Source organism: Streptomyces sp. NBC_01003, from assembly GCF_045162695.1.
In the GTDB taxonomy this organism is placed as follows: domain Bacteria; phylum Actinomycetota; class Actinomycetes; order Streptomycetales; family Streptomycetaceae; genus Streptomyces.
The window spans coordinates 4,247,247-4,270,297 of the sequence record NZ_CP108707.1; the positions used below are offsets into that span (position 1 = coordinate 4,247,247).

Below are 23,051 nucleotides of genomic sequence, written 5' to 3' on the forward strand. Positions count from 1 at the left end.
ATCACTTTGCTAGACCTGGTTCGCGAGAACCGCCAGCTCACAGGACGGGGACCCTTATGTCCGAGACGGACACCACAGCCACGGACACCACAGCCGACGCACCCGAGATGCCCAAGCCGCGCGTCAAGGAGGTCGTCGCTCACAGCATCGGCGGCGGGCTCGCCCTGCTGCTCGGCCTGCTCGGCCTCTTCGCGGGCGTCGCCCTCATCGCGACCGGCGCTTCGCTGTCGTCGGCGGGCGCGAAGGCGGGGCTGATCGTTCTCGGCGTCGTGGTCGCGATAGCCGCGTTCTTCGCGATGTGCGGGCTGAACATGGTGGCGCCGGGCGAGGCCCGCGTCGTCCAGCTCTTCGGCCGCTACCGGGGCACGATCCGCGAGGACGGCCTGCGCTGGGTGAACCCGCTGACGTCCCGCACCAAGATCTCGACCCGCGTACGCAACCACGAGACGGCCGTCCTCAAGGTCAACGACGCCTACGGCAACCCGATCGAGCTGGCCGCCGTCGTCGTGTGGCGCGTCGAGGACACGGCGCAGGCCACCTTCGAGGTCGACAACTTCCTGGAGTTCGTCGCCACGCAGACCGAGGCCGCCGTGCGGCACATCGCCATCGAGTACCCCTACGACGCGCACGAAGAAGCCGGCCTCTCGCTGCGCGGCAACGCCGAGGAGATCACCGAGAAGCTCGCCGTCGAGCTCCACGCGCGCGTGGAGACCGCCGGCGTGCAGATCATCGAGTCCCGGTTCACGCATCTCGCGTACGCCCCCGAGATCGCCTCGGCCATGCTCCAGCGCCAGCAGGCGGGCGCCGTGGTCGCGGCGCGGCGGCTCATCGTGGACGGTGCGGTCGGCATGGTCGAGGACGCGCTCGCCCGGATCGCGGAGCAGGACTTCGTGGCGCTCGACGAGGAGCGCAAGGCGGCCATGGTCAGCAATCTGCTCGTGGTCCTGTGCGGCGACCGCGCAGCCCAGCCGGTCCTGAACACGGGAACGCTCTACCAGTGAGCCCCTCAGAAGAGGAGCGCGAGGGTCCCCCCGAGGGGCCCGCACGCCGGTCGCGGCCGCAGCGCAAGCAGGTACTGCTGCGGCTCGACCCGCTCGTGTACGACGCGCTGGCGCGGTGGGCCGGGGACGACCTGCGCTCGGCGAACGCGCAGATCGAGTTCCTGCTGCGGCGCGCTCTCGCGGAGGCCGGGCGGCTGCCCGGCTCGGCGGGGCCGCTGCCGCGGCGGGGGCGGCCGCCCAAGGGATCGCAGGGCGACGAGGCGGAGTGAACGGTCCGGGGCACGCGCCCCGGACCGTCCGCGCTCCCCCCTGGAACTCCTCCCTGAACTCCCCCGAACTCCTCCCGGAAGTCCTCACCGAGACGCTATACACACCACGTATACGCACTATGTATAGTGACCGCCATGTCCATCGGTCACACCCTTCTGGGGCTTCTCGAGTCCGGGCCACGACACGGCTACGACCTCAAGCGCACTTTCGACGCCACCTTCGGGCACGACAAGCCGCTGCACTACGGACAGGTCTACTCGACCATGTCCCGGCTCCTGAAGAACGGCCTGGTCGAGGTCGACGGGATCGAGGCCGGCGGCGGCCCGGAACGCAAGCGCTACGCCATCACCGACGCCGGCATCACCGATGTCCAGCGCTGGCTCGCCACCCCCGAGGCGCCCGAGCCGTACCTGCAGTCCGTCCTCTACACCAAGGTCGTCCTGGCGCTGCTCACCGAGCGCGACGCCGTCACGGTCCTGGACGCCCAGCGCGCCGAGCACCTGCGCTTGATGCGCATCCTCACCGACCGCAAGCGCAAGGGCGACCTCGCCGACCAGCTGATCTGCGACCACGCCCTCTTCCACCTCGAAGCGGACCTGCGGTGGCTCGAACTCACCGCCGCACGCCTGGACAAGCTCGCCGCGGAGGTGCGCAAGCCATGACCCCCGCCGGCTCCCTCCTGACCGCCGACGGTCTCCACAAGACCTACGGCGCCACCAAGGCGCTCAACGGCGCCGAGTTCTCCGTCCACCCCGGCGAGGTCGTCGCCGTCATGGGCCCCTCCGGCTCCGGCAAGTCGACTCTCCTGCACTGCCTCGCCGGCATCGTCACGCCCGACGAAGGCACCATCACCTACGCGGGACAGAACCTCGCCACCCTGTCCGACGCCGCACGCAGCGCCCTGCGCCGCAGCGACTTCGGCTTCGTCTTCCAGTTCGGCCAGCTCGTACCCGAACTCACCTGCCTGGAGAACGTCGCCCTGCCCCTGCGCCTCAACGGCGCCAAGCGCAAGGCCGCCGAGGCCACCGCCCGTACGTGGATGGAGCGCCTGGAGGTCGACGACCTCACCGGCAAGCGCCCCGGCGAGGTCTCCGGCGGCCAGGGTCAGCGCGTCGCCGTCGCCCGCGCCCTGGCCACCAGCCCCCGCGTCCTGTTCGCCGACGAGCCCACCGGCGCCCTCGACTCCCTCAACGGCGAGCGCGTCATGGAGCTGCTCACCGATGCCGCCCGGTCCACCAACGCCGCCGTCGTCCTCGTCACCCACGAAGCCCGCGTCGCCGCCTACTCGGACCGCGAGATCATCGTCCGTGACGGCAGGTCCCGCGACATGGAGCGCATCGCATGAGCGCGACGCGCACAAAGCCGCAGCCCGCGGCCACGGCACCGGACTCCGCCCCCACCGGCGTGCGCGCCTGGATCCGCGACCTGGGCATGGGTATGCGCTTCGCGGCCGCCGGCGGGCGCGAGGGCTGGATCCGCACGATCCTCACCGCTGTCGGCGTGGGCCTCGGGGTCGCGCTGCTGCTCGGTGCCGCGTCCGTGCCGTACCTGACCGACCACCGCAGTGACCGCTCCTCGGCGCGCGAGGCCGCGGACCGGATGACGCTCGCGGGCAAGATCAAGCGGTCCGACACGACCCTGTTGATGCGGGACACGTTCACGACGTTCCGCGACCGCTCACTGGAGGGCAGGTTCGTACGGGCCGAGGGCGGCCGGCCCGTCCTGCCGCCCGGCCTCGGCAAGCTGCCCGGCGACCACGAGATGGTCGTCTCGCCCGCTCTGCGCGACCTCCTCGACGACCCCGGCGCGAGGCTCCTCAAGGAGCGCTTCCGTGACTACCGCATCACCGGAACGATCGCCGACGCCGGCCTGGTCTCCCCGCAGGAGCTCTTCTACTACGCGGGATCCGACACCCTAACGACCCGCGACGGCGGCTACCGGGCGGCGAGGTTCGGCTCCGACCTGTCGGCACCGTTGAACGCGCTCCTGATGGTGCTCGTCGTACTGATCTGCGTCGTGCTGCTCACGCCCGTGGCCGTCTTCATCGGTACGGCGGTGCGGTTCGGCGGCGACCGACGCGACCGGCGCCTGGCCGCGCTGCGCCTGGTCGGCGCGGACGCCAGGGCGGTGCGGCGGATCGCGGCGGGCGAGTCGCTGTTCGGGGCCCTGCTCGGCCTGGCCGTCGGCGCCGTGTTCTTCCTCGCCGTACGGCAACTGATCGGCGTGGTCGACCTCGACAGGGTCAGCGCGTTCCCGTCCGACCTGCAGCCGGTGCCGGTGCTCGCCGCGCTGATCGTCGTGGCCGTGCCGCTCTCGGCGGTCCTCGTCACCGTCTTCTCGCTGCGCTCGGTGGCCATCGAGCCGCTCGGTGTCGTGCGCGGCGGCGTGCCGCGCAGGCGTCGCCTGTGGTGGCGGCTGCTCCTGCCCGTCGCGGGCATCGGGATCCTCCTGGCCATCGGCCGGGTCAGCGGTACCGACCAGGACATCAACGCGTATGCCATCGCGACCGGCGCGACCCTGGCCCTGGTCGGGCTGAGCACGCTGCTTCCCTGGCTGCTCGAATCGGTCGTGGCCCGGCTGCGCGGCGGCCCGGTGCCGTGGCAACTGGCCACACGGCGGCTCCAGTTGAGCAGCGGCACCGCAGCCCGCGCGGTCAGCGGCATCACCATCGCGGTGGCCGGCGCGGTCGCCCTGCAGATGATGTTCGCGTCGATGCACGACGACTTCAACCGCACGACGGGCCAGGACCCGCACCGCGCCCAGCTGACCGTGCACTCCCAGGCCGGCGACGGCAGGCTCGCGCAGCGGATGATCGACGACTTCCGTGACACGCAGGGCGTCAAGAGCGTCATCGGCACCGTGTCGACATACGCCACGCGCCCCGGCCCGGTCCCGGAGGGCGAGATCCAGCCCACGACGATGATCAGCATCGGCACCTGCGCGACCCTGCGCGAACTGGCCCGCGTCGGCAGCTGCCGCGACGGCGACACATTCGTCTCTCACACCGGCGACCGGAAGATGAACGCCTGGGTCGACGAGTCGGCGCGCCCCGGCAAGCCCGTCGACGTGGGGCCCGGCGACGGCAGGAAGTCGAGCCAGATCCTGTGGACGCTGCCCGCGGACGCCCGCACGGTCCAGGCACGGCCCAGCCCTACCGGCGACAAGGTCGACGGCATCCTCGCCACCCCCGGCGCGATCGACATCGCGAAGCTGACCGAGGCCACGACCACCGCCATGGTGCAGATCGACCCGAAGGTGCCGGACGCCGAGGAATACGTGCGCAACACCGCGGCCCGTATCGATCCGATGCTCGACGTGATGTCGATCAAGGCGGTCAACCGCGACAAGCAGTACGCGAGCATCGCGAGGGGGCTGCAGATCGGCGCGGCCGCGACGATGGCCCTGATCGCGGCGTCCATGCTGGTCTCCACGCTGGAGCAACTGCGGGAGCGCAAGCGGCTGTTGGCGGCCCTGACCGCGTTCGGCACGCGGCGCCGGTCGATGGCCTGGTCGGTCCTGTGGCAGACGGCGATCCCGGTCGCCCTCGGCATCGGCCTGGCGATCGGGGGCGGGCTCGGCCTGGGCTACGTGATGACCCGCATGATCGACAAGCAGGTGACCGACTGGTGGGCGTTCGCACCCCTGACAGCGGGCGGCGCCGGACTCGTCGCGGTGGTGACACTGCTCAGCCTGCCGCCACTGTGGCGCATGATGCGGCCGGACGGCCTGCGCACCGAGTAACACACCCTGCCGGTACGGGACTTGCCCCCAAGAGCTGGGGTCACAGCACCCGTACCGGCAGCGGCCGCACCGCCTCGCGCAGGGCCGCGGCCAGCTCCTCGTACTCAGCGCCGCGCGCGGCGCCCGTCCGCATGGCGAGGGCGATGCGGCGGGTCGGCGCCGGGTCCTCGAAGAACCCGGTGAGCAACTGGCTGCTGCGGCTGGCCTCCACGGCGAGCGCGGTGCGCGGCAGCAGCGTCACGCCGAGCCCGCCCGCGACCAGCTGGACCAGCGTGGACAGGCCGGCCGCCGTCGTGGTCACCGGGGCGTCCGCGCGGCCGGCCTCGCGGCAGATGTCGAGCGCCTGGTCACGCAGGCAGTGCCCCTCGTCGAGCAGCAGCAGCCGCAGCTCGCGCAGCGCCTCGCGCGGGATGCCCTCGCGGCCCCCGAGCCAGTGGTCGAGCGGCGTGACGAGCACGAAGTCCTCGTCGAACAGGGGCAGTTCGGTGACGCCGGGCATCCCGAGCGGCACGGCGAGAAGCAGCAGATCGAGCCGCCCCGCCGCGAGCCCTTCGAGCAGGGACGACGTCTGCTCCTCGTGGACCTGGAGGTCCAGGTCCGGGTACTTCTCGTGGACGAGGCGCAGGACGGCCGGCAGGAGGTAGGGCGCGACGGTGGGGATGACGCCGAGGCGGAGCGCTCCCGTGAACGGCGCCCGTACCGCCTCGGCCTCCTCCATCAGCGCGCCCACCTCGTCGAGCACGGCCTTCGCCCGCACCGCGAGCCGCTCGCCCTCGGGCGAGAGCAGCACCTTGCGGGTGGTGCGTTCGAGCAAGGTCACGCCGAGGGACTCCTCCAGGGCGGACACGGCGCCGGAGAGCGCGGGCTGGCTCATGCCGATCGCGGCGGCGGCGTCCCGGAAGTGCAGATGCTCGGCGACGGCGGCGAAGGCCCGCAGCTGCGCGAGGCTCGGCTGTCGCCGCTTGGTGCTGGCCACGGTCACTCCCCTTACCTACGGCTACTGATAGCCGGGTCCGATCAACACAACCGAGTCTAGCTATTTCCATAATCAATGCACCCTGTGCCACGATCGGACCCAGTCCAACCCCCTTGGAAAGCCCTCAAAAAGGGCCCCTCCATGCTGCAAGGAGTAGTGCGTGCTCACTGTCGGTGACAAGTTCCCCCAGTTCGACCTGACTGCCTGTGTCTCCCTGGAGAAGGGCAAGGAGTTCGAGCAGATCGACCACAAGACCTACGAGGGCAAGTGGAAGATCGTCTTCGCGTGGCCCAAGGACTTCACCTTCGTGTGCCCGACCGAGATCGCCGCGTTCGGCAAGCTGAACGACGAGTTCGCCGACCGTGACGCCCAGATCCTCGGCTTCTCCGGCGACTCCGAGTTCGTGCACCACGCCTGGCGCAAGGACCACCCGGACCTGACCGACCTGCCCTTCCCGATGCTCGCCGACTCGAAGCACGAGCTCATGCGCGACCTCGGCATCGAGGGCGAGGACGGCTTCGCGCAGCGCGCCGTCTTCATCGTCGACCAGAACAACGAGATCCAGTTCACGATGGTGACCGCCGGTTCCGTGGGCCGTAACCCCAAGGAGGTCCTGCGGGTCCTCGACGCCCTGCAGACCGACGAGCTGTGCCCGTGCAACTGGACCAAGGGCGAGAACACCCTCGACCCGGTCGCGCTCCTGTCGGGCGAGTGATCTGACATGGCTCTCGACGAACTGAAGTCCGCCGTCCCGGACTACGCCAAGGACCTGCGCCTGAACCTCGGCTCGGTCATCGGCAACTCGGACCTGCCTCAGCAGCAGCTGTGGGGCACCGTGCTCGCCTGCGCGATCGCGTCCCGCTCCCCGCGCGTCCTGCGCGAGCTGGAGCCCGAGGCGAAGGCGAACCTGTCGCCGGAGGCGTACACCGCCGCCAAGTCGGCCGCCGCCGTCATGGCGATGAACAACGTCTTCTACCGCACGCGCCACCTGCTCTCCGACCCGGAGTACGGGACGCTGCGCGCCGGCCTGCGGATGAACGTCATCGGCAACCCGGGCGTCGAGAAGGTCGACTTCGAGCTGTGGTCCCTCGCGGTCTCCGCGATCAACGGCTGCGGCCAGTGCCTCGACTCGCACGAGCAGGTGCTGCGCAAGGCGGGCGTCGACCGCGAGACGATCCAGGAAGCGTTCAAGATCGCCGCGGTCATCCAGGCCGTGGGCGTCACGCTGGACTCCGAGGACGTCCTGTCCTGACGGACGGATCACCTCGGTAAGCGCATACGAGAACGCCGGGCGGGCTGAAGGAAATTCAGCCCGCCCGGCGTTCTCGCGTATCCCGGCGTTCTCGTGTGTCCGGCGTTCTCGCGTATCCCGGCTTCTAGGTCTTCCCGGCCGTCGGATCGACCGGTGCCACGTCGACGACGGTCGCCCCGTGCGGCGGAGGCGACTGCCGCAGCGCCGCCTCACGCGAGTACGAGCGCAGATAGCCGACGACCGTGTTCGTCACGGCCACGAGCGGCACCGCCACCACGGCCCCGCCGATCCCGTTCACCAGGCCCCCGGCCGCGACGGAGAGCACCACCGCGAGCGGATGCACCCGCACGGCCCGGCCCAGGATGAACGGCTGGAGGATGTGGCCCTCGATCTGCTGCACGGCCAGTACCACCGCGAGCGTCATGACGGCCGTGAAGACGCCCTGGGTCACCAGGGCCACCACCACCGCGAGCGCTCCCGAAATCACCGCGCCCACCAGCGGGATGAACGCGAACAGGAAGATGAAGACGGCGAGCGGCACCGCCATCGGGACCCCGAGGAAGAAGATGCCGAGCCCGATGAAGATCGCGTCGATGAGCGCGACTATCACCGTGCCGCGCACATACGCGGTGAGCGTGCGCCAGGCCCGTGGCCCCGCGCCGGCGATACCGGGACGGGCCTGCGCCGGGACGAGCCTGGTGGTCCACTCCCAGATGCGCCGGCCGTCGTAGAGCAGGAACAGTGTCGAGAACATCGTGAGCAGGATGCCGGTGAGCGCCTCGACGATGACGGTGACGCCTTCGAGACCCGCGGACGTGATCTGGTCGGTGTTGGCGCCGACCGCGTCGCGCAGGGACTTGGCGATCTCGTTGATCTGGCTCTCGGTCACATGGAACGGGCTGTTGAGGAGCCAGTTGCGCAGCTCGTCGATGCCGTCCTGGATCTGGTCCGAGAGGTTGTCGATGTTCTCCTGGACCTGCCAGACGACGAACCAGCCGACAAGTCCCATGATGACGAAGCCGAGGATCGCGGTGAGTGCGGTGGCCAGGCCCCGCGGCACGCCGTGTCTCCTCAGGCGCGCCACGGTCGGCTGGAGGAGCGCGGTGATGAGCATCGCGGCGACGAACGCGTAGACCACCAGCTGCACCGCGCTGATGACCCTCATCAGGACCCAGAGGGTGCCCGCCAGGACGAGCAGCCGCCAGCCGGCCTCGGCCGCGACGCGCATCCCCCACGGCACGGCCGCGACGGGGTCGGGCCTGGCCGCTATCGCGGGCGCGTACGCGGGCGGCGGGGGTACGTGGTCGCCGCCGCCGTTCTCCGGCCGGGTGACGGGCACTTGGGGCACTTCGGCGGCCGCATGCGCGGCATCACGGGTGGGGTGAGGGGCGGACCCGGTGGCGGCATCCGGGACGGAGTCGTCCCCGCGGTCGTCGCGCTCGGCCTCGGCGCGGCGCTCGTCCAACCGCTCCCCCATCCGGCTGAGCTCACTGCCGAGCCGGCCGAGCCATCCTGGAACTCGCGACATGATCCGTCCTCTTCCCCCGTGCTCTCTCACCACTCCCCCGGGAGTCGTCGGCTCCGACCGTACATGCCCTGAGCCCCTCACCGTAGGACGGCAAGGGGCTCAGGAAGGTTGACGGGCCAAGGGCCCGTCATGAAGCTGTACCGGCTTCTAGTACCAGTGGTTGGCCTGCCAGAAGCTCCAGGCCTCACACGGGCTGCCGTAGCGGCTGTCCATGTAGTTGAGGCCCCACTTGATCTGGGTGGCCGGGTTGGTCTGCCAGTCGGCGCCCGCGCTGGAGTACTTGGACGCGGGCAGCGCCTGGAAGAGACCGTAGGCGCCGGAGGAGGCGTTGGTCGCCCGGTAGTTCCAGCTGGACTCGTGGTCCACGATGTTGCTGAAGCACTGGAACTGCCCGGCGGGGACCATCTGACGCGCCATCGCCTGTATCTGCGACGTCGAGTAAGAGGCCTGCGTGGCGAAGCTGGAGGCGTCGCGGGTGGCCGAGCGGCTGGCGACCTTCTTGGCCTCCTCACGCTCCTTGGCTTCCTTGTCCGCCTTCTCCTTGGCGTCGGCGGCCGCCTGCTGCTTGGCGACGGCGTCCTCGGCGGCCTTCTTACGGGCTGCTTCCTCCGCCGACTTCTGAGCGGCGTTGTCCGCGGCGATGGCCTGCGTCTCCGCCTGCTGCGTCAGCGTGGCGGTCTGCACCTGGGCCTGCTGGCCCGCGGGTATGTCGGCGAGGAGGGTCGCGTCGCTCGCCGTGGCCTCAGCCTCGTTGTTGGAGGGCTGAGCGGTGCTGCCCGAGGCAACACCCACGACTGCGCCGACTGTGGTGACCGCGGTGGCCGAAGCCACTGCGAATCCCCGGACCGAAATCCGGCTCACACGGTTTCCTTCCAGCATCGCCCGCTGTAGGTGACCCTCGCGGACGCAATCGTGCCCCTGGCGCTGGCCTCCCAACTGCGGGGTCACGGGAGACACGGGCCCGGTGGGCAACTCCCGCTGGGGGAGAGCCGCGTGGTGCACGGGCGGCATACGACGGCCTCTGTGAAGTTCTGGTGTCCGTGGTGCTCGTAATGCTGTGGATGCACAAGTGTCGTATGCGGGGCCTGACAGGACTGAGACTCTGCCGGACGCGGTTGCCTCAAGGCAATTCTCATCCAAGTGGGAAAGCTCACACCTCGTTTGCCCCAGCGGTTTCGCGGAAACAAGCGCGCGGCACAACGCCGCCCGGCTAAGCTCCTGCGCTTCGCCGGGCGGCGCCAACTACCGCGTAACCCCTACAAGATGGGGTGCTTCGCTCGCTCTCTCATCACAGGGGGCCGTCCTCCAGCATCTCGGTGACCAGGGCCGCGATCTGCGAACGCTCCGACCGCGTGAGCGTGACGTGCGCGAACAGCGGGTGTCCCTTCAGCTTTTCTACGACGGCGACCACTCCGTCGTACCGGCCGACCCGGAGGTTGTCGCGCTGTGCCACGTCGTGCGTGAGCACAACCCGCGAATTCGCCCCGATCCGCGACAGAACGGTCAAAAGGACGTTCCGTTCGAGGGATTGGGCCTCGTCCACGATCACGAACGCGTCGTGCAGGGAGCGGCCGCGGATGTGGGTGAGCGGCAGGACCTCCAGCATGCCGCGCGCGGTGACCTCCTCGATGACGGCCTTGCCGGCGACCGACCCGAGCGTGTCGAAGACCGCCTGCGCCCACGGGCCCATCTTCTCGGCCTCGGTGCCGGGCAGATAGCCGAGCTCCTGGCCGCCCACCGCGTACAGCGGACGGAAGACCATCACCTTCTGGTGCTGGCGCCGTTCGAGCACCGCTTCGAGGCCCGCGCACAGCGCGAGCGCCGACTTGCCGGTGCCCGCCCGGCCTCCCATCGACAGGATCCCGATGTCCGGGTCGAGGAGCAGATCGAGCGCGATGCGCTGCTCGGCGCTGCGTCCCTTGATGCCGAACGCCTCACGGTCGCCGCGCACCAGACGGACGTTGCCCTCGGCCGTGATCCTGCCGAGCGCCTTGCCGCGCTCGGACTGGATGGTGAGGCCGGTGTGGACGGGCAGCTCCGCCGCCTCCGGTACGTACAGGCTCTCCTCCTCGAAGAGGAGGTCCACCTGTTCAGCGGAGAGCCGCAGCTCGGACATCCCGGTCCAGCCGGAGTCCGTGCTGGCGAGCTCGGCGCGGTACTCCTCGGCGAGCAGGCCCACCGACGACGCCTTGATGCGCAGCGGCAGGTCCTTGGAGACGACGGTGACGTCGTACCCCTCGGCCTGGAGGTTGCGGGCGACGGCGAGGATGCGGGAGTCGTTGTCCCCCAGGCGGTAACCCGCCGGGAGAACGCCCGGGTCCGAGTGGTTGAGCTCGACGCGCAGGGTCCCGCCCAGATCGCCGATGGGGATCGGGGCGTCCAGGCGTCCGTGCCGGATACGGAAGTCGTCGAGCAGGCGCAGGGCCTGCCGGGCGAAGTATCCGAGCTCCGGATGGTGCCGCTTGGCCTCCAGTTCCGTGACCACGACGATCGGGAGCACCACTTCGTGCTCGTCGAACCTGGTCAGGGCGTTCGGGTCGGCCAGCAGGACGCTGGTGTCGAGAACGTAAGTGCGCCGGTCGGGCTGGCGCTTGTTGCTGGTCACCACGGAAGGACGTACCCCCTCGGATGAGGTCGGGGAGCGACAGAGGGATCCAGGGCCGGGCGGGGCGGGTCGTACCCGCCGGTCGACGGCCGCAATGCGTGGGCCGTGGACCGGCCCCCAGCCTGTCCAGCGGAGCACGTGCTCCCCGCGTGGTCGTCGTGGCGCAAAGGGCCTCCCGGGCGGACAGCCCCGTGCCGTCCGCTGAGACTCGACGTCCGTGAATCGGACATCGACCTGGAAGGCTTATTCCCTCGAACACGCGCCGCCATGCCACGGCATATGACGGCGCGCGCGTTAACTCCTGGTGACGTACGTCCCCGGGGTCAGCCGCCGTAACGCCGGTGGCGGGCGGCGTAGTCGCGCAGGGCGCGCAGGAAGTCCACCTTGCGGAAGGCGGGCCAGAAAACTTCGCAGAAGTAGTACTCGGAGTGGGCCGACTGCCAGAGCATGAATCCGGACAGGCGCTGCTCGCCGCTCGTGCGGATGACGAGGTCCGGGTCGGGCTGCCCGCTGGTGTAGAGGTGCTTCGAGATCTGGTCGATGTCGACGCTCTCGGCGATCTCCTCGAGGCTGGTGCCCTTGTCCGCGTGGTCGAGCAGCAGGGAACGCACCGCGTCGGCGATCTCCTGGCGGCCGCCGTAGCCGACCGCGACGTTCACGAGTATCCCCGCGTTGTCGGCGGTGGCCTGCTCGGCCTCCTTGAGGACGGTCTGGGTGCGGGCCGGGAGAAGGTCGAGGGTGCCGACGTGGTGGACGCGCCAGCGGCCGTCGACGGCGAGGCTGCGGACGGTCTCCTCGATGATGCCGAGGAGCGGCCTCAGCTCCTCCTCGGGGCGGTCGAAGTTGTCCGTCGACAGCATCCAGAGGGTGACGACCTCGACGTCCGTCTCGGCACACCAGCCGAGGAACTCCTCGATCTTGTACGCACCGGCCTGGTGGCCCTGCGCCGCAGTGCCACCGGAGGCCTTCGCCCAGCGCCTGTTCCCGTCGAGGATGACCCCGATGTGTTTGGGCACCTGATCGTGGTCGAGACGGCCTTCCACCCGGCGTGCGTAAAGTCCGTACACCAGGTCGCGCAGGTTCACTGTCTTTCAGCCCCTCCGTGCAGACGGCAGTCCCCGAGGGCGAAGCCTACCGCTGCTGGGCGCAGTCCTCACTGTGGGGTGTGTGCGCTCCGGTGCTGTGGGCTGTCGGTGCTCTGACGTAGCTTCGTACCCATGAACGACATGTCTTCGTACCGCGCCGCCGCGGACCGCTACGACTCGATGGAGTACCGGCGCACCGGCCGCAGCGGTCTCAAGCTGCCCGCGATCTCGCTCGGCCTGTGGCACAACTTCGGTGACGACCGCACCCTGGACTCGCAGCGGGAGATCCTCCGCCGCGCTTTTGACATCGGTGTCACCCACTTCGACCTGGCGAACAACTACGGGCCGCCCCCCGGCTCCGCCGAGCTGAACTTCGGCAAGATGTTCGCCCAGGACTTCGCCCCGTACCGGGACGAGCTGGTTATTTCGACCAAGGCGGGCTATCTCATGCATCCGGGCCCGTACGGGGAGTGGGGCAGCCGCAAGTACCTGCTGTCGTCCCTCGACGCGTCCCTGTCCCGGATGGGCCTCGACTACGTCGACATCTTCTACTCGCACCGCTTCGACCCGGACACCCCGCTCGAGGAGACGATGGGCGCGCTCGCGTCCGCCGTGCAGCAGGGCAAGGCGCTGTACGTGGGTGTTTCCTCGTACAACAGCGAGCAGACCGCCGAGGCGGCGCGCCTGCTGAAGGAGATGGGCGTCCCGGCGCTCATCCACCAGCCCTCGTACTCGATGATCAACCGCTGGACCGAGGACGACGGCCTGCTGGACACGCTGGAGACGGCCGGCATGGGCTGCATCTCCTTCGTGCCGCTCGCGCAGGGCCTGCTCACGGACAAGTACCTGAAGGGCATCCCGGAGGGGTCGCGCGCCACGCAGGGCAAGTCCCTCGACCCGGGCCTCGCGGGCGACTCCGAGGTGATCCGCCGGCTGAACGGGCTGAACGACATCGCCCAGCGCCGCGGCCAGTCCCTCGCGCAGCTCGCGCTCAACTGGGTGCTGCGGGACGATCGGATGACGTCGGCCCTGATCGGCGCCTCCAGCGTCCGGCAGCTGGAGGAGAACGTGGCGGCTCTGGCGGGCCCGAAGCTCACCGAAGAAGAGCTGTCCGAAATCGACTCGTTCGCGGTGTCGACCCCGGGCACGAACATCTGGGCCGGGCGGAGCTGACCCCTCCCGTTCCGTTCCGCGGGCCGCGGCCCTCGCGCCAGGACACTCCCTAGGCGCCGGGGGTACGCGGCCTGCGGAACCATGCGCCCGCGCTCGCCTGGCTGAGCAGGACGACCATGACGATCGCTCCGACCAGCGCGATGGGCCCACCGATGTTGCCGCGCATCGTTCCGCTCAGGCCGAGCAGGATCTGCACGCTCGCGATGACGATCGACGTGACGCGCAGCCCACGTCCCGCCCTCCCGTAGAAGCAGGCGAGGACCAGCAGCGCGACGCCGAGGATGTTCCCGCCGAACGCGGCGCCGGCGCCCCGCGCCCCCTCCGTCACACCTACGGCGACGGAGGCGAGGAGGGCGAGGCCGACCATCACGTACGTGGTCGTCCGGGCGGCACGGAGCGAGTACGGCATGCTCAGGGGCGGCGCGGGGGCGAACTGCGGGTTCTCCCCGTACGGCCCGGGCGCGTTGTAGGGGCCGGGGATGTAGGGGACGCGAGCGCCGTGCTGACCCGGGCCGCCGTACGGGCCGGGAGCGGTGGGCGGCGCCTGGTGCGGATAGTCGTTCGGCATGCCGCGGACTCTAATCCCGGCGCCGTGACTCGGGGGGGGCGCACGCGCGCGGCCCGGCCGGAGACAAAAAACGGGCCGGTCCGTGGGGGGGGAGACGGACCGGCCCGAGGGGGGGTTTCCACCATAACCCTTCGTAAGTGATGGTGGGTGCATCGGCGTGCCACAACTACTCTCCGAAGTCGCCCGACGACGGCTGGAGGTATGTTTCCGGCCGCTTCGGGCGGGGTTTCGCAACGGTTTTCCCGGCTTGCGGCCCGCGCGGGGCGTCCCCCTGAAGGGTTAGTCGTGCGACGAACGCGCGCTTGACGCCTGAGCCGCCCGGAGGTTGGCTGCGCACCCATGGCGACCTTCACCGTGCCGGGACTCGAGGCCGAACTGCCGCTGGAAATCGCGGAGTCGGGGCGGGCGCGGCGACGCGGGCTGCTCGGCCGGGACGGGGTGAACGGCGCGCTCCTGCTGACGTCGTCGTCGAGCGTGCACACCCTCGGGATGCGCTTCGTCATAGATGTGGCGTATTTGGACCGGCGTGGCACGGTGCTCGCCGTGCGGACGATGCGGCCGGGCCGGATCGGACTCCCCCGGTTGCGCGCCCGGCGCGTCCTGGAGTCGGAGGCGGGGGCGATGGCCCGGTGGGGGGTGCGGCGGGGGGTGCGGGTGACGGTGCTGGGGCGGTGACAGCCCTGGGGCGGTGACGGCGTATCGCGTACCGCTTGTCGCGTATCGCTCGCCACACATCGCTTGTCACGTATCGCGCGAGGGCCCGGTGGCCGTAGGCGAGGAGGGGGAGGCACGCGGCACCGCGCAGCCCCCTCCACTGCACGGTGCCGCCGCGCAGCTTTGCTCACGCGAATTGCCTTGGTCTGAACCTACGTGACGGTGACACGTGTAGCGAGCCCTTGTCGGTAACGATGCGGAATCGGTTGGACGGTGAGCCTCCGGAAGAGGCACGGCGAACTCCTCCCGCTTGGGGGCCAATTGCCGTGAATCACCCGGCGATCGGCTTGCGGGCCTCGATGAGGTGGCGGGTGCTGTGGGCGACGAACGGCCCTTCCTTCTCGAGCCGTTCATGCAGCTCGAGGAGTCGCGGCCGGTACGCCTCGACCGTGAAGCCCGGAACCATCCAGATCACCTTGCGCAGGAAGTGCACGACGGCACCGATGTCGAAGAACTCGATGCGCAGGCGCTCGGCGCGCAGGTCGACGACTTCGAGGCCGGCCGCTTCGGCCTCGGCACGCTCGCCCTCCGGGTCGCGGCCGCTCCTGACCGCCTCCGGCTGCGGGCCGAGGAAGTACTCGACGACCTCGAAGACGCTGCTCGGGCCGACGTGCTGCGCGAAGTACGTACCGCCGGGCGTCAGTACCCGGGCGATCTCGGCGAACGGGGCCTTCACGGGGTGGCGGCTGGTCACCAGATCGAACGTGCCGTCGGCGAACGGCAGCGGCGCCCCTTCCGGCGAGGCGACCACCACGACGCCGCGCGGGGCGAGCAGCGCCGAGGCCTTGGCGACGTTGGGCGGCCAGCCCTCGGTGGCGGCGATCAGCGGCGGCAGCTTCGGGGCGGCGGCGAGGACCTCGCCGCCGCCGGTCTGGAGGTCGAGCCCGGCCGAGGCGCGGCCCATGCGCTCACCCATGGCGCGTGCGTAACCCCAGGAGGGCCGCTCCTCGGTGGCCCGGCCCTCGAACCAGGAGAAGTCCCAGCCCTCCACGGGGGCGTCGGCCGCCTCCGTGACGAGCTCGTCGAAGGAGCGGCCGGCGGGGGTGGGGGGTGTGCTCATGGGGCCATGTTCGCAGGGGCGTTCCCGCGACGGCACGTGGTTTTGTGCCGCCCGGGCCGTCCGTCCTTCACGGGAGGGGGCGTTGTCGGCGTGCGCTGCTACGTTCCCCGGCATGGGAATCCACGTGCCCTACACCGGGGGCGAGAAGGAAAGTCTGCTGGCAGCGCTCGACCGGCACCGCGACGTCGTGCTCTGGAAGCTGCAGGGTCTCGACGAGGAGCAGGTGCGGCGGCCGATGGCCCCGTCGGGGAACAGCCTCCTCGGCCTGGTCAAGCATCTGGCGTCGGTCGAGTACGGCTGGTTCTGCGAGACGTTCGGGCGGCCGGTGGAGCCGCTGTGGTTCGACCCGGAGACGGACGAGGACCTGCGGGTGGGCCCCGAGGAGTCCACGGAGAGCATCACCGCTTTCTACGGCCGGGCGCGAGCCGCGGCCGACGCCGTGATCGCCGAGGTCGGGCTCGAGGAGACCGGCACGTCGTGGGACGGCAAGAAGGTGTCGATGCGGTGGGTGCTCATCCACATGCTGGAGGAGACGGCCCGGCACGCGGGCCACGTCGACATCCTGCGGGAACTGATCGACGGGGCGGCGGGCGATCACCAGGGGACGTCCAGGGCGTGATCGTCCCACGCCGGCCAATGGATTGCTGGGCGACGGACATTCCATGGATTACCGGGTGACGGACGCGTGATTGCCGCACGCCGACCGCCGGATCGCCGGGCGACGGACGCGTCATCGTCGCCCGGCTCCGGCCGAACTCCCGGCCGGCTCCGACCGAACTCCCGCCCCGTTCCCCGGCCGAGCCGCTGACGTGGGCGGGGGAGGTCACCGCCCGCCCGGCCTCGGCCTACGGGGGTTCTCCACGTACCCTGGGCGGATCCGCTCCGGGCACCGCTGCCCGACACAGGTAACGGCACCGTCCGTCCCGCGCCGAAATGCGAGCACATGTCCGATCGTTCCATTCGCTCCGTTCGTTCCGCCCGTTCAGCGATAGCGGCCCGTTCCGCACGCCCAGCGGAAGCGGCTCGTTCCGCACGCTCGGCGATAGCGGCCCGTTCCGCACGATCCTCGATAGCGGCCTGGCTCACCCGCCTCTACTTCGCCCGGCTCCGGAAGAAGGGCGGCCTCGACCTGTCCGTCCTCTCGAAGCTGCCCGACGCCGCACTCCTTCCGCTGCGCCGCGACGGCCTCGACCCGGTGGCCGAGATCGGCGAGCTGCGTGACCGGGAGCCGGTCAGCAGGCTGCCCATCCCCGGCATGACGGTCTGGCTGGTCACCGGCTACGACGAGGCGAAGGCCGTACTGGGCCACGGCTCCGCCTTCAGCAACGACTTCCGGAACCTGGTCGGCAACACCGGCGTCACCGACGACCAGAACCCGGGCGGGCTCGGCTTCACCGACCCGCCGGACCACACCCGGCTGCGGAAGATGCTGACGCCGGAGTTCACGATGCGCCGGCTCTCCCGGCTCACGCCCCGTATCCACGCCATCGTCGAGGAGCGCCTCGCCGACCTCGCGAAGGCGGCGGACGGCGACGGCACCGTGGACCTCGTCGAGCACTTCGCGATGCCGGTGCCCGCGCTGGTGATCTGCGAACTGCTCGGCGTCCCCTATGAGGACCGGGACGACTTCCAGCAGTTCTCCGTGGCCCGCTTCGACGTGTTCGGCGGCGCGGGCGCGTCGTTCAGCGCCGTGTCGCAGTCCCTCGACTACCTGCGCGGGATCGTCGCCGAGCAGCGCCGCAACCCCGGCGACGGCCTCCTCGGCATGCTCGTACGCGAATACGGCGACTCCATCACGGACGAGGAGCTCACCGGCCTCGCCGACGGCGTCCTCACCGGCGGCCTGGAGACCACCGCGAGCATGCTGGCGCTCGGCACGCTCATCCTGCTCCAGAACCCCGAGCACTTCGCCGCGCTGCGCGACGCGGAGGATCCGGAGGCCGTCGCCGCGCCCTTCGTCGACGAGTTGCTGCGCCATCTGACCGTCGTCCAGACCGCGTTCCCGCGCTTCGCGCGCGAGGACGTCGAGATCGGCGGGGTCCAGATATCCGGCGGCGACATAGTCCTCGTCTCCCTCAGCGCGGCCGACCGCGACGCGCGCCTCGGCGAGGACATGGACCGCTTCGACCCGTCCCGCCAGGTCACCGGCTCCCACCTCGCGTTCGGCTACGGCATCCACCGCTGCATCGGCGCCGAACTCGGCAAGATGGAACTCCGCGCGGCCTTCCCCCAACTGGTCCGCCGCTTCCCGGAGTTGAAGCTCGCCGTCGAGCCCCGCGACCTGGAGTTCCGCAAGCTGTCGATCGTGTACGGGGTGGACACGCTGCCGGTCTACGTGGCCTGAAGCGGTCGAGCCCCGGCGCACCACTGCGCTTCCCCTGCCGATCGTACGGCGGCAAGCCGGTCTGAAGTCAGCACTCCCCCGCGCCCTGACTGGAGCGTCCCCGCCCGGATAGCCGGACGGGGACGCTGTCGTATTCGCGCGCTACGTGCAGCGGTGCTCAGATCACGCTATTTGATGCGTTCACCCCGCCTGGCCAACTGCCGTTCCGAGTCCTTCATGTGCCACCATTCGAACAAGCGGATTCGAAAGGCCGATGCCACGCTGCGGACCAGGTGATGAGGCGGCTGACCGTCGAAGATGGCCATCTCCGAACTATCGCCTTCAAGGCGCACCCGCCAGCGTTGCCCGTAGGCCGTCAGCTCGAGTTCGACCGTGAAGCACCGGCCATGCTCCACCACGCGAAAGCCGACCACGTCGAGTTCCGCGCTCCCGTCGTCCAGCCGCCCCATCAGATGTGGGACGAGAAGGTCACGAACACCTTCTGCTGATGGCATGGGAGTTCTCCTGGCAAGCAGACGAAGCTGCCGCAGCGGGGAACCTACGTCTCACCAGCGACGCAGGCAGTGGACCAAGGGCGCTGACGCGCATGCCGATGAAGGGAACCCGCCTCCGGAGGCGACCCACCGTCACCGGACAGCATGTAGCCGTTACAAGCTCACGCCCTCGGGAACGACACCTCCACGCGGCGGTTCTTCTTGCGGCCCTCTTCGCTGTTGTTGTCGGCGATCGGGTAGTCCTCGCTGTAGCCGCGCACCGCGAACGTGACGTCCTGGTCCTGCGAACCGAGTGCTGCCGCCAGCTCGTCGTGCACCGCCTCCGCGCGCTTCTTCGAGAGCGTCAGCCCATGCGCGTACGACCCGAGGTCGTCCGTGAAGCCGAAGACGCGGACGTTCGTGGCGTTCTGTGCCTTGATCTCGTCGGCGATGGCCTGAATCCGGGACTTCGCGCCCGGATTCAGCTTGGAGCTGTCCTTCGGGAACAGCACCTCCGCCTGGAGCGCGAACTTCACGTCCTGGTTGGTGTCCTCGCGCCGCTCGTCGCCCGACAGGTCCTCCACGACGGACTTGATGTCGAGCACCTTGGCCGGCGCGAGCGTGGCGCCGTCGGCGAGCTTCAGCCCGGGGCTGTTGGCGTCGACGTCGGGGGGCGGGGAGGTGGTGGTACTGCCGGGCGGGGCGCCGGAGGGGTCGGGGTCGTCGGCGTAGGCGCTGCCGCTGAGGCTTCCGCCGAGGGTGATCAGGGCGACGGTGGTGAGGGCGGCGATGCGATGGGTGAGGGGCATGGGGTTACTCGCCCTCGGAGATTTCTACGGGGGCGGGGGGCATCGTCGGCACCTGCAGCTGAACCTTCGTGGTGCCTTCGGGCGGCGCGGGGAATTGGGCGAACCAGTCGACCGTCTGGCCCTGGTTGATGCCGCCTTCGAACTTGGTGCAGAGGCATCGGCCTTGCGTGTCCCTGAGGACCAGGTACTTCTTCTTGCCCGCTTGGTCGACGACGCTGGCTCCGGCCAGAGATCCGCCGTTCACCTGAAGTTCGGTCTCGTCGCTCTTCCACTCACTCGCCAGCCAGATACCCGAGCCACCGTTGGTCACCGTGCCGGTGATGTTGAGGAATCCGCCCTGATCACGGGTGGCTGAATTGACGTTGACGGTGATGCCGTTGCTCTTCACCTCAGCAAGAGACTTGCTTTCGCCGGGAGCCGATTCCTTGGCATCTCCGCCGCTGCTCTTGCTCGACGAAGAAGAGGGCTTGGGGTTCTCGGATCCCTTGTCGTCTCCCCCACCGCAGCCGGCCACCGTGAGGACCAGCCCAGTCGTGATCGCCACCGCGCTCAGGGTGTGCCGAACATTCATCAGTGCGGCTTTCCTCTCTCGTCGTTTGTCAGTCGGCCAAGTGAACGGAGAACAGAACCGAGGGATCAGGCAGGTCCTCGATGTCGAAGTCGTCCGGGTCGAACTCGAACTGCTCGCCGCCGTCGCAGTCGAAGACCACTGTCTTTCCCGGATCGGCATCCGGATCGACATCGCAACGAGGCTCGATCACTGCGATGGCGTGCGCCTTCGCGTGCTTGGTCTCCGTGCCGGGAATGACCGAGTCTCCGACGGTGTAGCGGGTCTCGACCTCCACTCGATATCCCGGATGGCCATCCACGTCCGTGTCATCCGGTCCTGCTACGACATCTGCGTCGTTCTCCGCTGCCAGCCGCTTTGCGGCCTCCGCGGCGCCCACGCCGTCGAACTTGTCGCCGAGCAGCCAGTCGCTCCAGGCGTCTCCCTGCCCGATGGCCGCTCCCAAGCCGTCTAGCAGTTCCTTCCGGGAGTCCTGGGCCGCAGCCAGAGCAGCCGCGTCCGCTGCGGACTGGGCGCCATTACGCGCGGACGCTGCCTGGGCGAAGGCAAAGAAAGCAAATGCGGCAAAGAGTAGAATCGCCGTCATCCATATGTAGATGGGGAGGGTCTGCCCTCGATCACCACTCGGCCGCCGCGTACTCAGCCCCCGCCGATGACGTTGTTCACCGCATTGCCGATGGCCTGCGAAATCTTGCCGTCCAGGCCCAGCTGATCGATCAAGGTGTAGATCCCCGCAATCAAAATCATCAACCCCGCATACTCCACGAACCCCGCCCCGGAATCCCGTTCCCTCCCGCGGACGCGGTCCCCCACCGTCACGGTCCACTTCACCCACACCCCGAGTACGCGTTCCTTCAGCACGGTTTCCCCTTCGTTCCCGCACGATTTCGCCGCCCCGAACCTCCCGGGCACCATACGCAACGTACGGGAACTGCAACCCTCTGTGCCGTGTTTCGCACATTAACGGCGCACGCTTGACCGGAAGTTGGTCGCTTCCTGTCATGCCCTTCACCGCCCGTCGTACGCCACCACGACCCCACCCAGATCGCGGGCGACCTTCGCGCCGAGGGTGGTGTCGCAGAGGTTGACGGTCCAGTTGCCCGCGGTGACCAGCTCGGCGGGGACGCCGCGGTACTTGATCGCCTCGCGCAGGGCGGCATCGCGGCGGGCGTGGGTGGGGTGCAGGGTCAGGACGGCGCAGTTGGTGGTGCCCGAACCCAGCTTTCCGGTCTCGCACTTGATGCTTCCGGTACTCGCCGTCTGACGTTGGAAGCAACCCACGGAGGCGGCCACGTCGTCCGCCAGCGCGTCCACCTTCTTGTAGGTGGGAGTGGAAGAGATATGTGGGAGTGGGTACTTGGGGGTCTTCGCCCCCTTCCCCTTCGCATCCACGACCACCGCGTGCAACGCCTTCGCGACCGCCGGGGCGGACGGCGGGTCCATGACGCGGATGTACCAGTTCCCGGCCGCGACCAGTGTCTGCGCGTACGCGCCCGTGCGCCGGGACTCGATCGACGTACCGATCTCCGTCTTCGACACGACGTCGGGGTCGAAGACCGAGATCTCGTTCTCGACCTTCACCCCGTCGACCGTCGCGACGCAGTCCGCCGTGGAGCTGCCGTCGTAGTCCCGGCTGCGCACGGTCTCGCAGTCGAGGCCGGCCTGGCCCATGGCCTGTACGACCGCCTTCGCCGTGGTGTACGTCGGCTTGGACGGTACTTCGGACGGGATCGCCGTACCCGCCGGCTCCGGGTGGGACTCGAAGCGGCCGCAGGCGGTGAGCACGGCCAGTGCCAGGCAGGCGCCCGCCACCGACACAGGTCTCTTCCTCATCGGTCGACCCAACCCGCTCCGCACGACATGCGATCACCCCGTCAACGAGTCGCCATATTTGCCAAATTCGCAACTGCCAACCAATTGCTCAGTCCACTGTAGCCAGTGGACCCGTCACAGCGCAGTCCCTCAACGCCCGAGAATCGAACCGAAGTTGGATCCGGAGCCGAGGAACATGCCCGTCGCGATGAGGATCATCGTGGCGGGGAGCATGAAGACGAGGGTGACCATCGTGGCCTTCGGGATCGTCTTCGCGGCCCGGCGGCGGGAGTTCTGGGCGTCGGTGCGCCGCATGTCCGTGGCGATCTGGATGAGGGTCTCGGCGATGGGCGAGCCGAGTTCCTCGCCCTGCTGGAGCGCGGAGACGAACTGGGCGACCTGTTCGGAAGCGTTGCGGCGGCGCAGCTCGTCGAACGCCTGGCGCCGGCTGACGCCCATGTCCATTTGCCGGAGCGTAATACGCAACTCGTCGGCCCACGGCCCCTCGTACTTCTCGGCGACGCGGTCGAGCGCCTGCCGGAAGCCGAGGCCCGCGCTGACGACGACGGCGAGTACGTCGAGGAAGTCGGGGAGCGTGCGGTCGATGACCTCTTTGCGCTCGCGTGTGGCCTGCCAGATGAGACCGTCCGCGGCGAGGAGGCCGAACGCGAGGGTGAGGGCGGCGAACAGGGTCTGGCCGTTGGTGAGGAAGACCAGGCCGAGGACGACCCCGAAGATCCCGTAGACCGCGCGGCGCGCGGCGTAGCGGTCGATGGTGAGGCCACCCGGGTTCCCCGCCATGTCGATCTTGCGCCGCTTCGAGGTGACGCGCCGGGGGCCCATGGCCCGCAGGACGAGGGGGGCGAAGCGCATGCCCAGGCGGTCGACCGCGGACCCGGCGGCGGACACGCGCGTCGCGCCAACCTCCAGGGCTATGGCCAGATCGCCGGGGAGCTTCGCCTCGGCGCGGTACATGCGGATGCCCAGGAAGATCCCGAGGACGGCGAGGCCCATCGCGAGGGCGAGCAGCAGCCCGATCAGACCCGTACTCATGGCCTACCTACCTCGCTCG

Annotated in this window: 25 protein-coding genes; 11 read left to right on the top strand and 14 right to left on the bottom strand. The window is 69.6% G+C overall.

Features of this window, described 5'->3' with window-relative positions; translation table 11 throughout:
* The first annotated feature begins 56 nt into the window (after positions 1-56).
* From OG698_RS19290 to OG698_RS19310, 5 genes are all read left to right on the top strand, one after another.
* Complete coding sequence (locus tag OG698_RS19290; RefSeq protein ID WP_406104303.1) at positions 57-1,001, top strand: SPFH domain-containing protein; 945 nt, start codon at positions 57-59, stop codon at positions 999-1,001.
* A complete protein-coding gene (locus tag OG698_RS19295; protein WP_326774293.1) occupies positions 998-1,270 on the top strand; it encodes a hypothetical protein in 273 nt (90 codons plus the stop codon). The genes OG698_RS19290 and OG698_RS19295 overlap by 4 nt, the downstream gene beginning before the upstream one ends.
* A 135-nt stretch (positions 1,271-1,405) precedes the next feature.
* Positions 1,406-1,933: a PadR family transcriptional regulator gene (locus OG698_RS19300; protein ID WP_399969971.1), complete on the top strand. Its 528-nt coding sequence runs from the start codon at positions 1,406-1,408 to the stop codon at positions 1,931-1,933.
* Positions 1,930-2,616, top strand: coding sequence for an ABC transporter ATP-binding protein (locus OG698_RS19305; RefSeq protein ID WP_406104304.1), 687 nt, complete (start codon positions 1,930-1,932; stop codon positions 2,614-2,616). Before OG698_RS19300 ends, OG698_RS19305 begins: the two co-directional genes overlap by 4 nt.
* Positions 2,613-5,012: an FtsX-like permease family protein gene (locus OG698_RS19310; protein WP_406104305.1), complete on the top strand. Its 2,400-nt coding sequence runs from the start codon at positions 2,613-2,615 to the stop codon at positions 5,010-5,012. Before OG698_RS19305 ends, OG698_RS19310 begins: the two co-directional genes overlap by 4 nt.
* A gap of 40 nt (positions 5,013-5,052) precedes the next feature.
* Here the strand turns inward: OG698_RS19310 and OG698_RS19315 are convergent, their stop codons facing one another.
* The gene (locus tag OG698_RS19315; RefSeq protein WP_383096343.1) at positions 5,053-5,988 is read right to left on the bottom strand and encodes a LysR substrate-binding domain-containing protein; all 936 of its coding nucleotides are present in this window, start codon (positions 5,986-5,988) and stop codon (positions 5,053-5,055) included.
* A gap of 160 nt (positions 5,989-6,148) precedes the next feature.
* Between OG698_RS19315 and OG698_RS19320 the strand changes: the two genes are divergently transcribed.
* Complete coding sequence (locus OG698_RS19320) at positions 6,149-6,703, top strand: peroxiredoxin (RefSeq protein ID WP_100598182.1); 555 nt, start codon at positions 6,149-6,151, stop codon at positions 6,701-6,703.
* A 6-nt stretch (positions 6,704-6,709) separates the two neighbouring features.
* Entirely contained in the window at positions 6,710-7,240 is a 531-nt protein-coding gene (locus tag OG698_RS19325; protein WP_100598183.1) for an alkyl hydroperoxide reductase, read from the top strand.
* Positions 7,241-7,364: 124 nt separating this feature from the next.
* On the opposite strand, the gene OG698_RS19330 is transcribed toward OG698_RS19325, so the two are convergent.
* From OG698_RS19330 to OG698_RS19345, 4 genes are all read right to left on the bottom strand, one after another.
* A complete protein-coding gene (locus tag OG698_RS19330; RefSeq protein ID WP_406104307.1) occupies positions 7,365-8,768 on the bottom strand; it encodes an AI-2E family transporter in 1,404 nt (467 codons plus the stop codon).
* Positions 8,769-8,915: 147 nt separating this feature from the next.
* Positions 8,916-9,647, bottom strand: coding sequence for a lytic transglycosylase domain-containing protein (locus OG698_RS19335; protein WP_406104309.1), 732 nt, complete (start codon positions 9,645-9,647; stop codon positions 8,916-8,918).
* 409 nt (positions 9,648-10,056) lie between these two features.
* Positions 10,057-11,376, bottom strand: a complete 1,320-nt coding sequence (locus OG698_RS19340) for a PhoH family protein (RefSeq protein WP_406104310.1) — start codon at positions 11,374-11,376, stop codon at positions 10,057-10,059.
* Between the two features lie 320 nt (positions 11,377-11,696).
* The gene (locus OG698_RS19345) at positions 11,697-12,458 is read right to left on the bottom strand and encodes an isoprenyl transferase (RefSeq protein ID WP_100598187.1); all 762 of its coding nucleotides are present in this window, start codon (positions 12,456-12,458) and stop codon (positions 11,697-11,699) included.
* Positions 12,459-12,590: 132 nt separating this feature from the next.
* On the opposite strand from OG698_RS19345, the gene mgrA reads away from it, so the two are divergent.
* Positions 12,591-13,631, top strand: a complete 1,041-nt coding sequence (gene mgrA, locus OG698_RS19350) for an L-glyceraldehyde 3-phosphate reductase (RefSeq protein ID WP_406104312.1) — start codon at positions 12,591-12,593, stop codon at positions 13,629-13,631.
* A 49-nt stretch (positions 13,632-13,680) separates the two neighbouring features.
* On the opposite strand, the gene OG698_RS19355 is transcribed toward mgrA, so the two are convergent.
* The gene (locus OG698_RS19355) at positions 13,681-14,199 is read right to left on the bottom strand and encodes a hypothetical protein (RefSeq protein WP_406104314.1); all 519 of its coding nucleotides are present in this window, start codon (positions 14,197-14,199) and stop codon (positions 13,681-13,683) included.
* A 339-nt stretch (positions 14,200-14,538) separates the two neighbouring features.
* On the opposite strand from OG698_RS19355, the gene OG698_RS19360 reads away from it, so the two are divergent.
* Entirely contained in the window at positions 14,539-14,874 is a 336-nt protein-coding gene (locus OG698_RS19360) for a DUF192 domain-containing protein (protein ID WP_100598190.1), read from the top strand.
* A gap of 310 nt (positions 14,875-15,184) precedes the next feature.
* Here OG698_RS19360 and OG698_RS19365 read toward each other — a convergent pair whose 3' ends face one another.
* The gene (locus tag OG698_RS19365) at positions 15,185-15,973 is read right to left on the bottom strand and encodes a class I SAM-dependent methyltransferase (protein ID WP_406104315.1); all 789 of its coding nucleotides are present in this window, start codon (positions 15,971-15,973) and stop codon (positions 15,185-15,187) included.
* A 112-nt stretch (positions 15,974-16,085) separates the two neighbouring features.
* Here OG698_RS19365 and OG698_RS19370 point away from each other — a divergent pair, with 112 nt between their 5' ends.
* Positions 16,086-16,592 (top strand): DinB family protein, encoded by a 507-nt coding sequence (locus OG698_RS19370; protein ID WP_406104317.1) that lies wholly within the window; start codon positions 16,086-16,088, stop codon positions 16,590-16,592.
* A gap of 423 nt (positions 16,593-17,015) precedes the next feature.
* Positions 17,016-18,317 carry a cytochrome P450 gene (locus tag OG698_RS19375; RefSeq protein WP_399982545.1) on the top strand — a complete coding sequence of 434 codons (1,302 nt, stop codon included), beginning with the start codon at positions 17,016-17,018 and terminating at the stop codon, positions 18,315-18,317.
* A gap of 167 nt (positions 18,318-18,484) precedes the next feature.
* On the opposite strand, the gene OG698_RS19380 is transcribed toward OG698_RS19375, so the two are convergent.
* The 7 genes from OG698_RS19380 to OG698_RS19410 all read right to left on the bottom strand — a co-directional run bounded on the left by OG698_RS19380 (position 18,485) and on the right by OG698_RS19410 (position 23,032).
* Positions 18,485-18,811: a hypothetical protein gene (locus OG698_RS19380; RefSeq protein WP_406104319.1), complete on the bottom strand. Its 327-nt coding sequence runs from the start codon at positions 18,809-18,811 to the stop codon at positions 18,485-18,487.
* Positions 18,812-18,972: 161 nt separating this feature from the next.
* Entirely contained in the window at positions 18,973-19,599 is a 627-nt protein-coding gene (locus OG698_RS19385) for an OmpA family protein (RefSeq protein ID WP_406104321.1), read from the bottom strand.
* A 4-nt stretch (positions 19,600-19,603) separates the two neighbouring features.
* A complete protein-coding gene (locus OG698_RS19390; protein ID WP_406104323.1) occupies positions 19,604-20,170 on the bottom strand; it encodes a hypothetical protein in 567 nt (188 codons plus the stop codon).
* A gap of 28 nt (positions 20,171-20,198) precedes the next feature.
* Positions 20,199-20,810 carry a pilus assembly protein TadG-related protein gene (locus tag OG698_RS19395; RefSeq protein ID WP_406111152.1) on the bottom strand — a complete coding sequence of 204 codons (612 nt, stop codon included), beginning with the start codon at positions 20,808-20,810 and terminating at the stop codon, positions 20,199-20,201.
* Entirely contained in the window at positions 20,807-20,998 is a 192-nt protein-coding gene (locus OG698_RS19400) for a hypothetical protein (protein WP_372564789.1), read from the bottom strand. The genes OG698_RS19395 and OG698_RS19400 overlap by 4 nt, the downstream gene beginning before the upstream one ends.
* 177 nt (positions 20,999-21,175) lie before the next feature.
* Complete coding sequence (locus OG698_RS19405; protein WP_406104325.1) at positions 21,176-22,000, bottom strand: hypothetical protein; 825 nt, start codon at positions 21,998-22,000, stop codon at positions 21,176-21,178.
* Between the two features lie 129 nt (positions 22,001-22,129).
* Complete coding sequence (locus OG698_RS19410) at positions 22,130-23,032, bottom strand: DUF5936 domain-containing protein (protein ID WP_100598197.1); 903 nt, start codon at positions 23,030-23,032, stop codon at positions 22,130-22,132.
* Positions 23,033-23,051 lie beyond the last annotated feature (19 nt).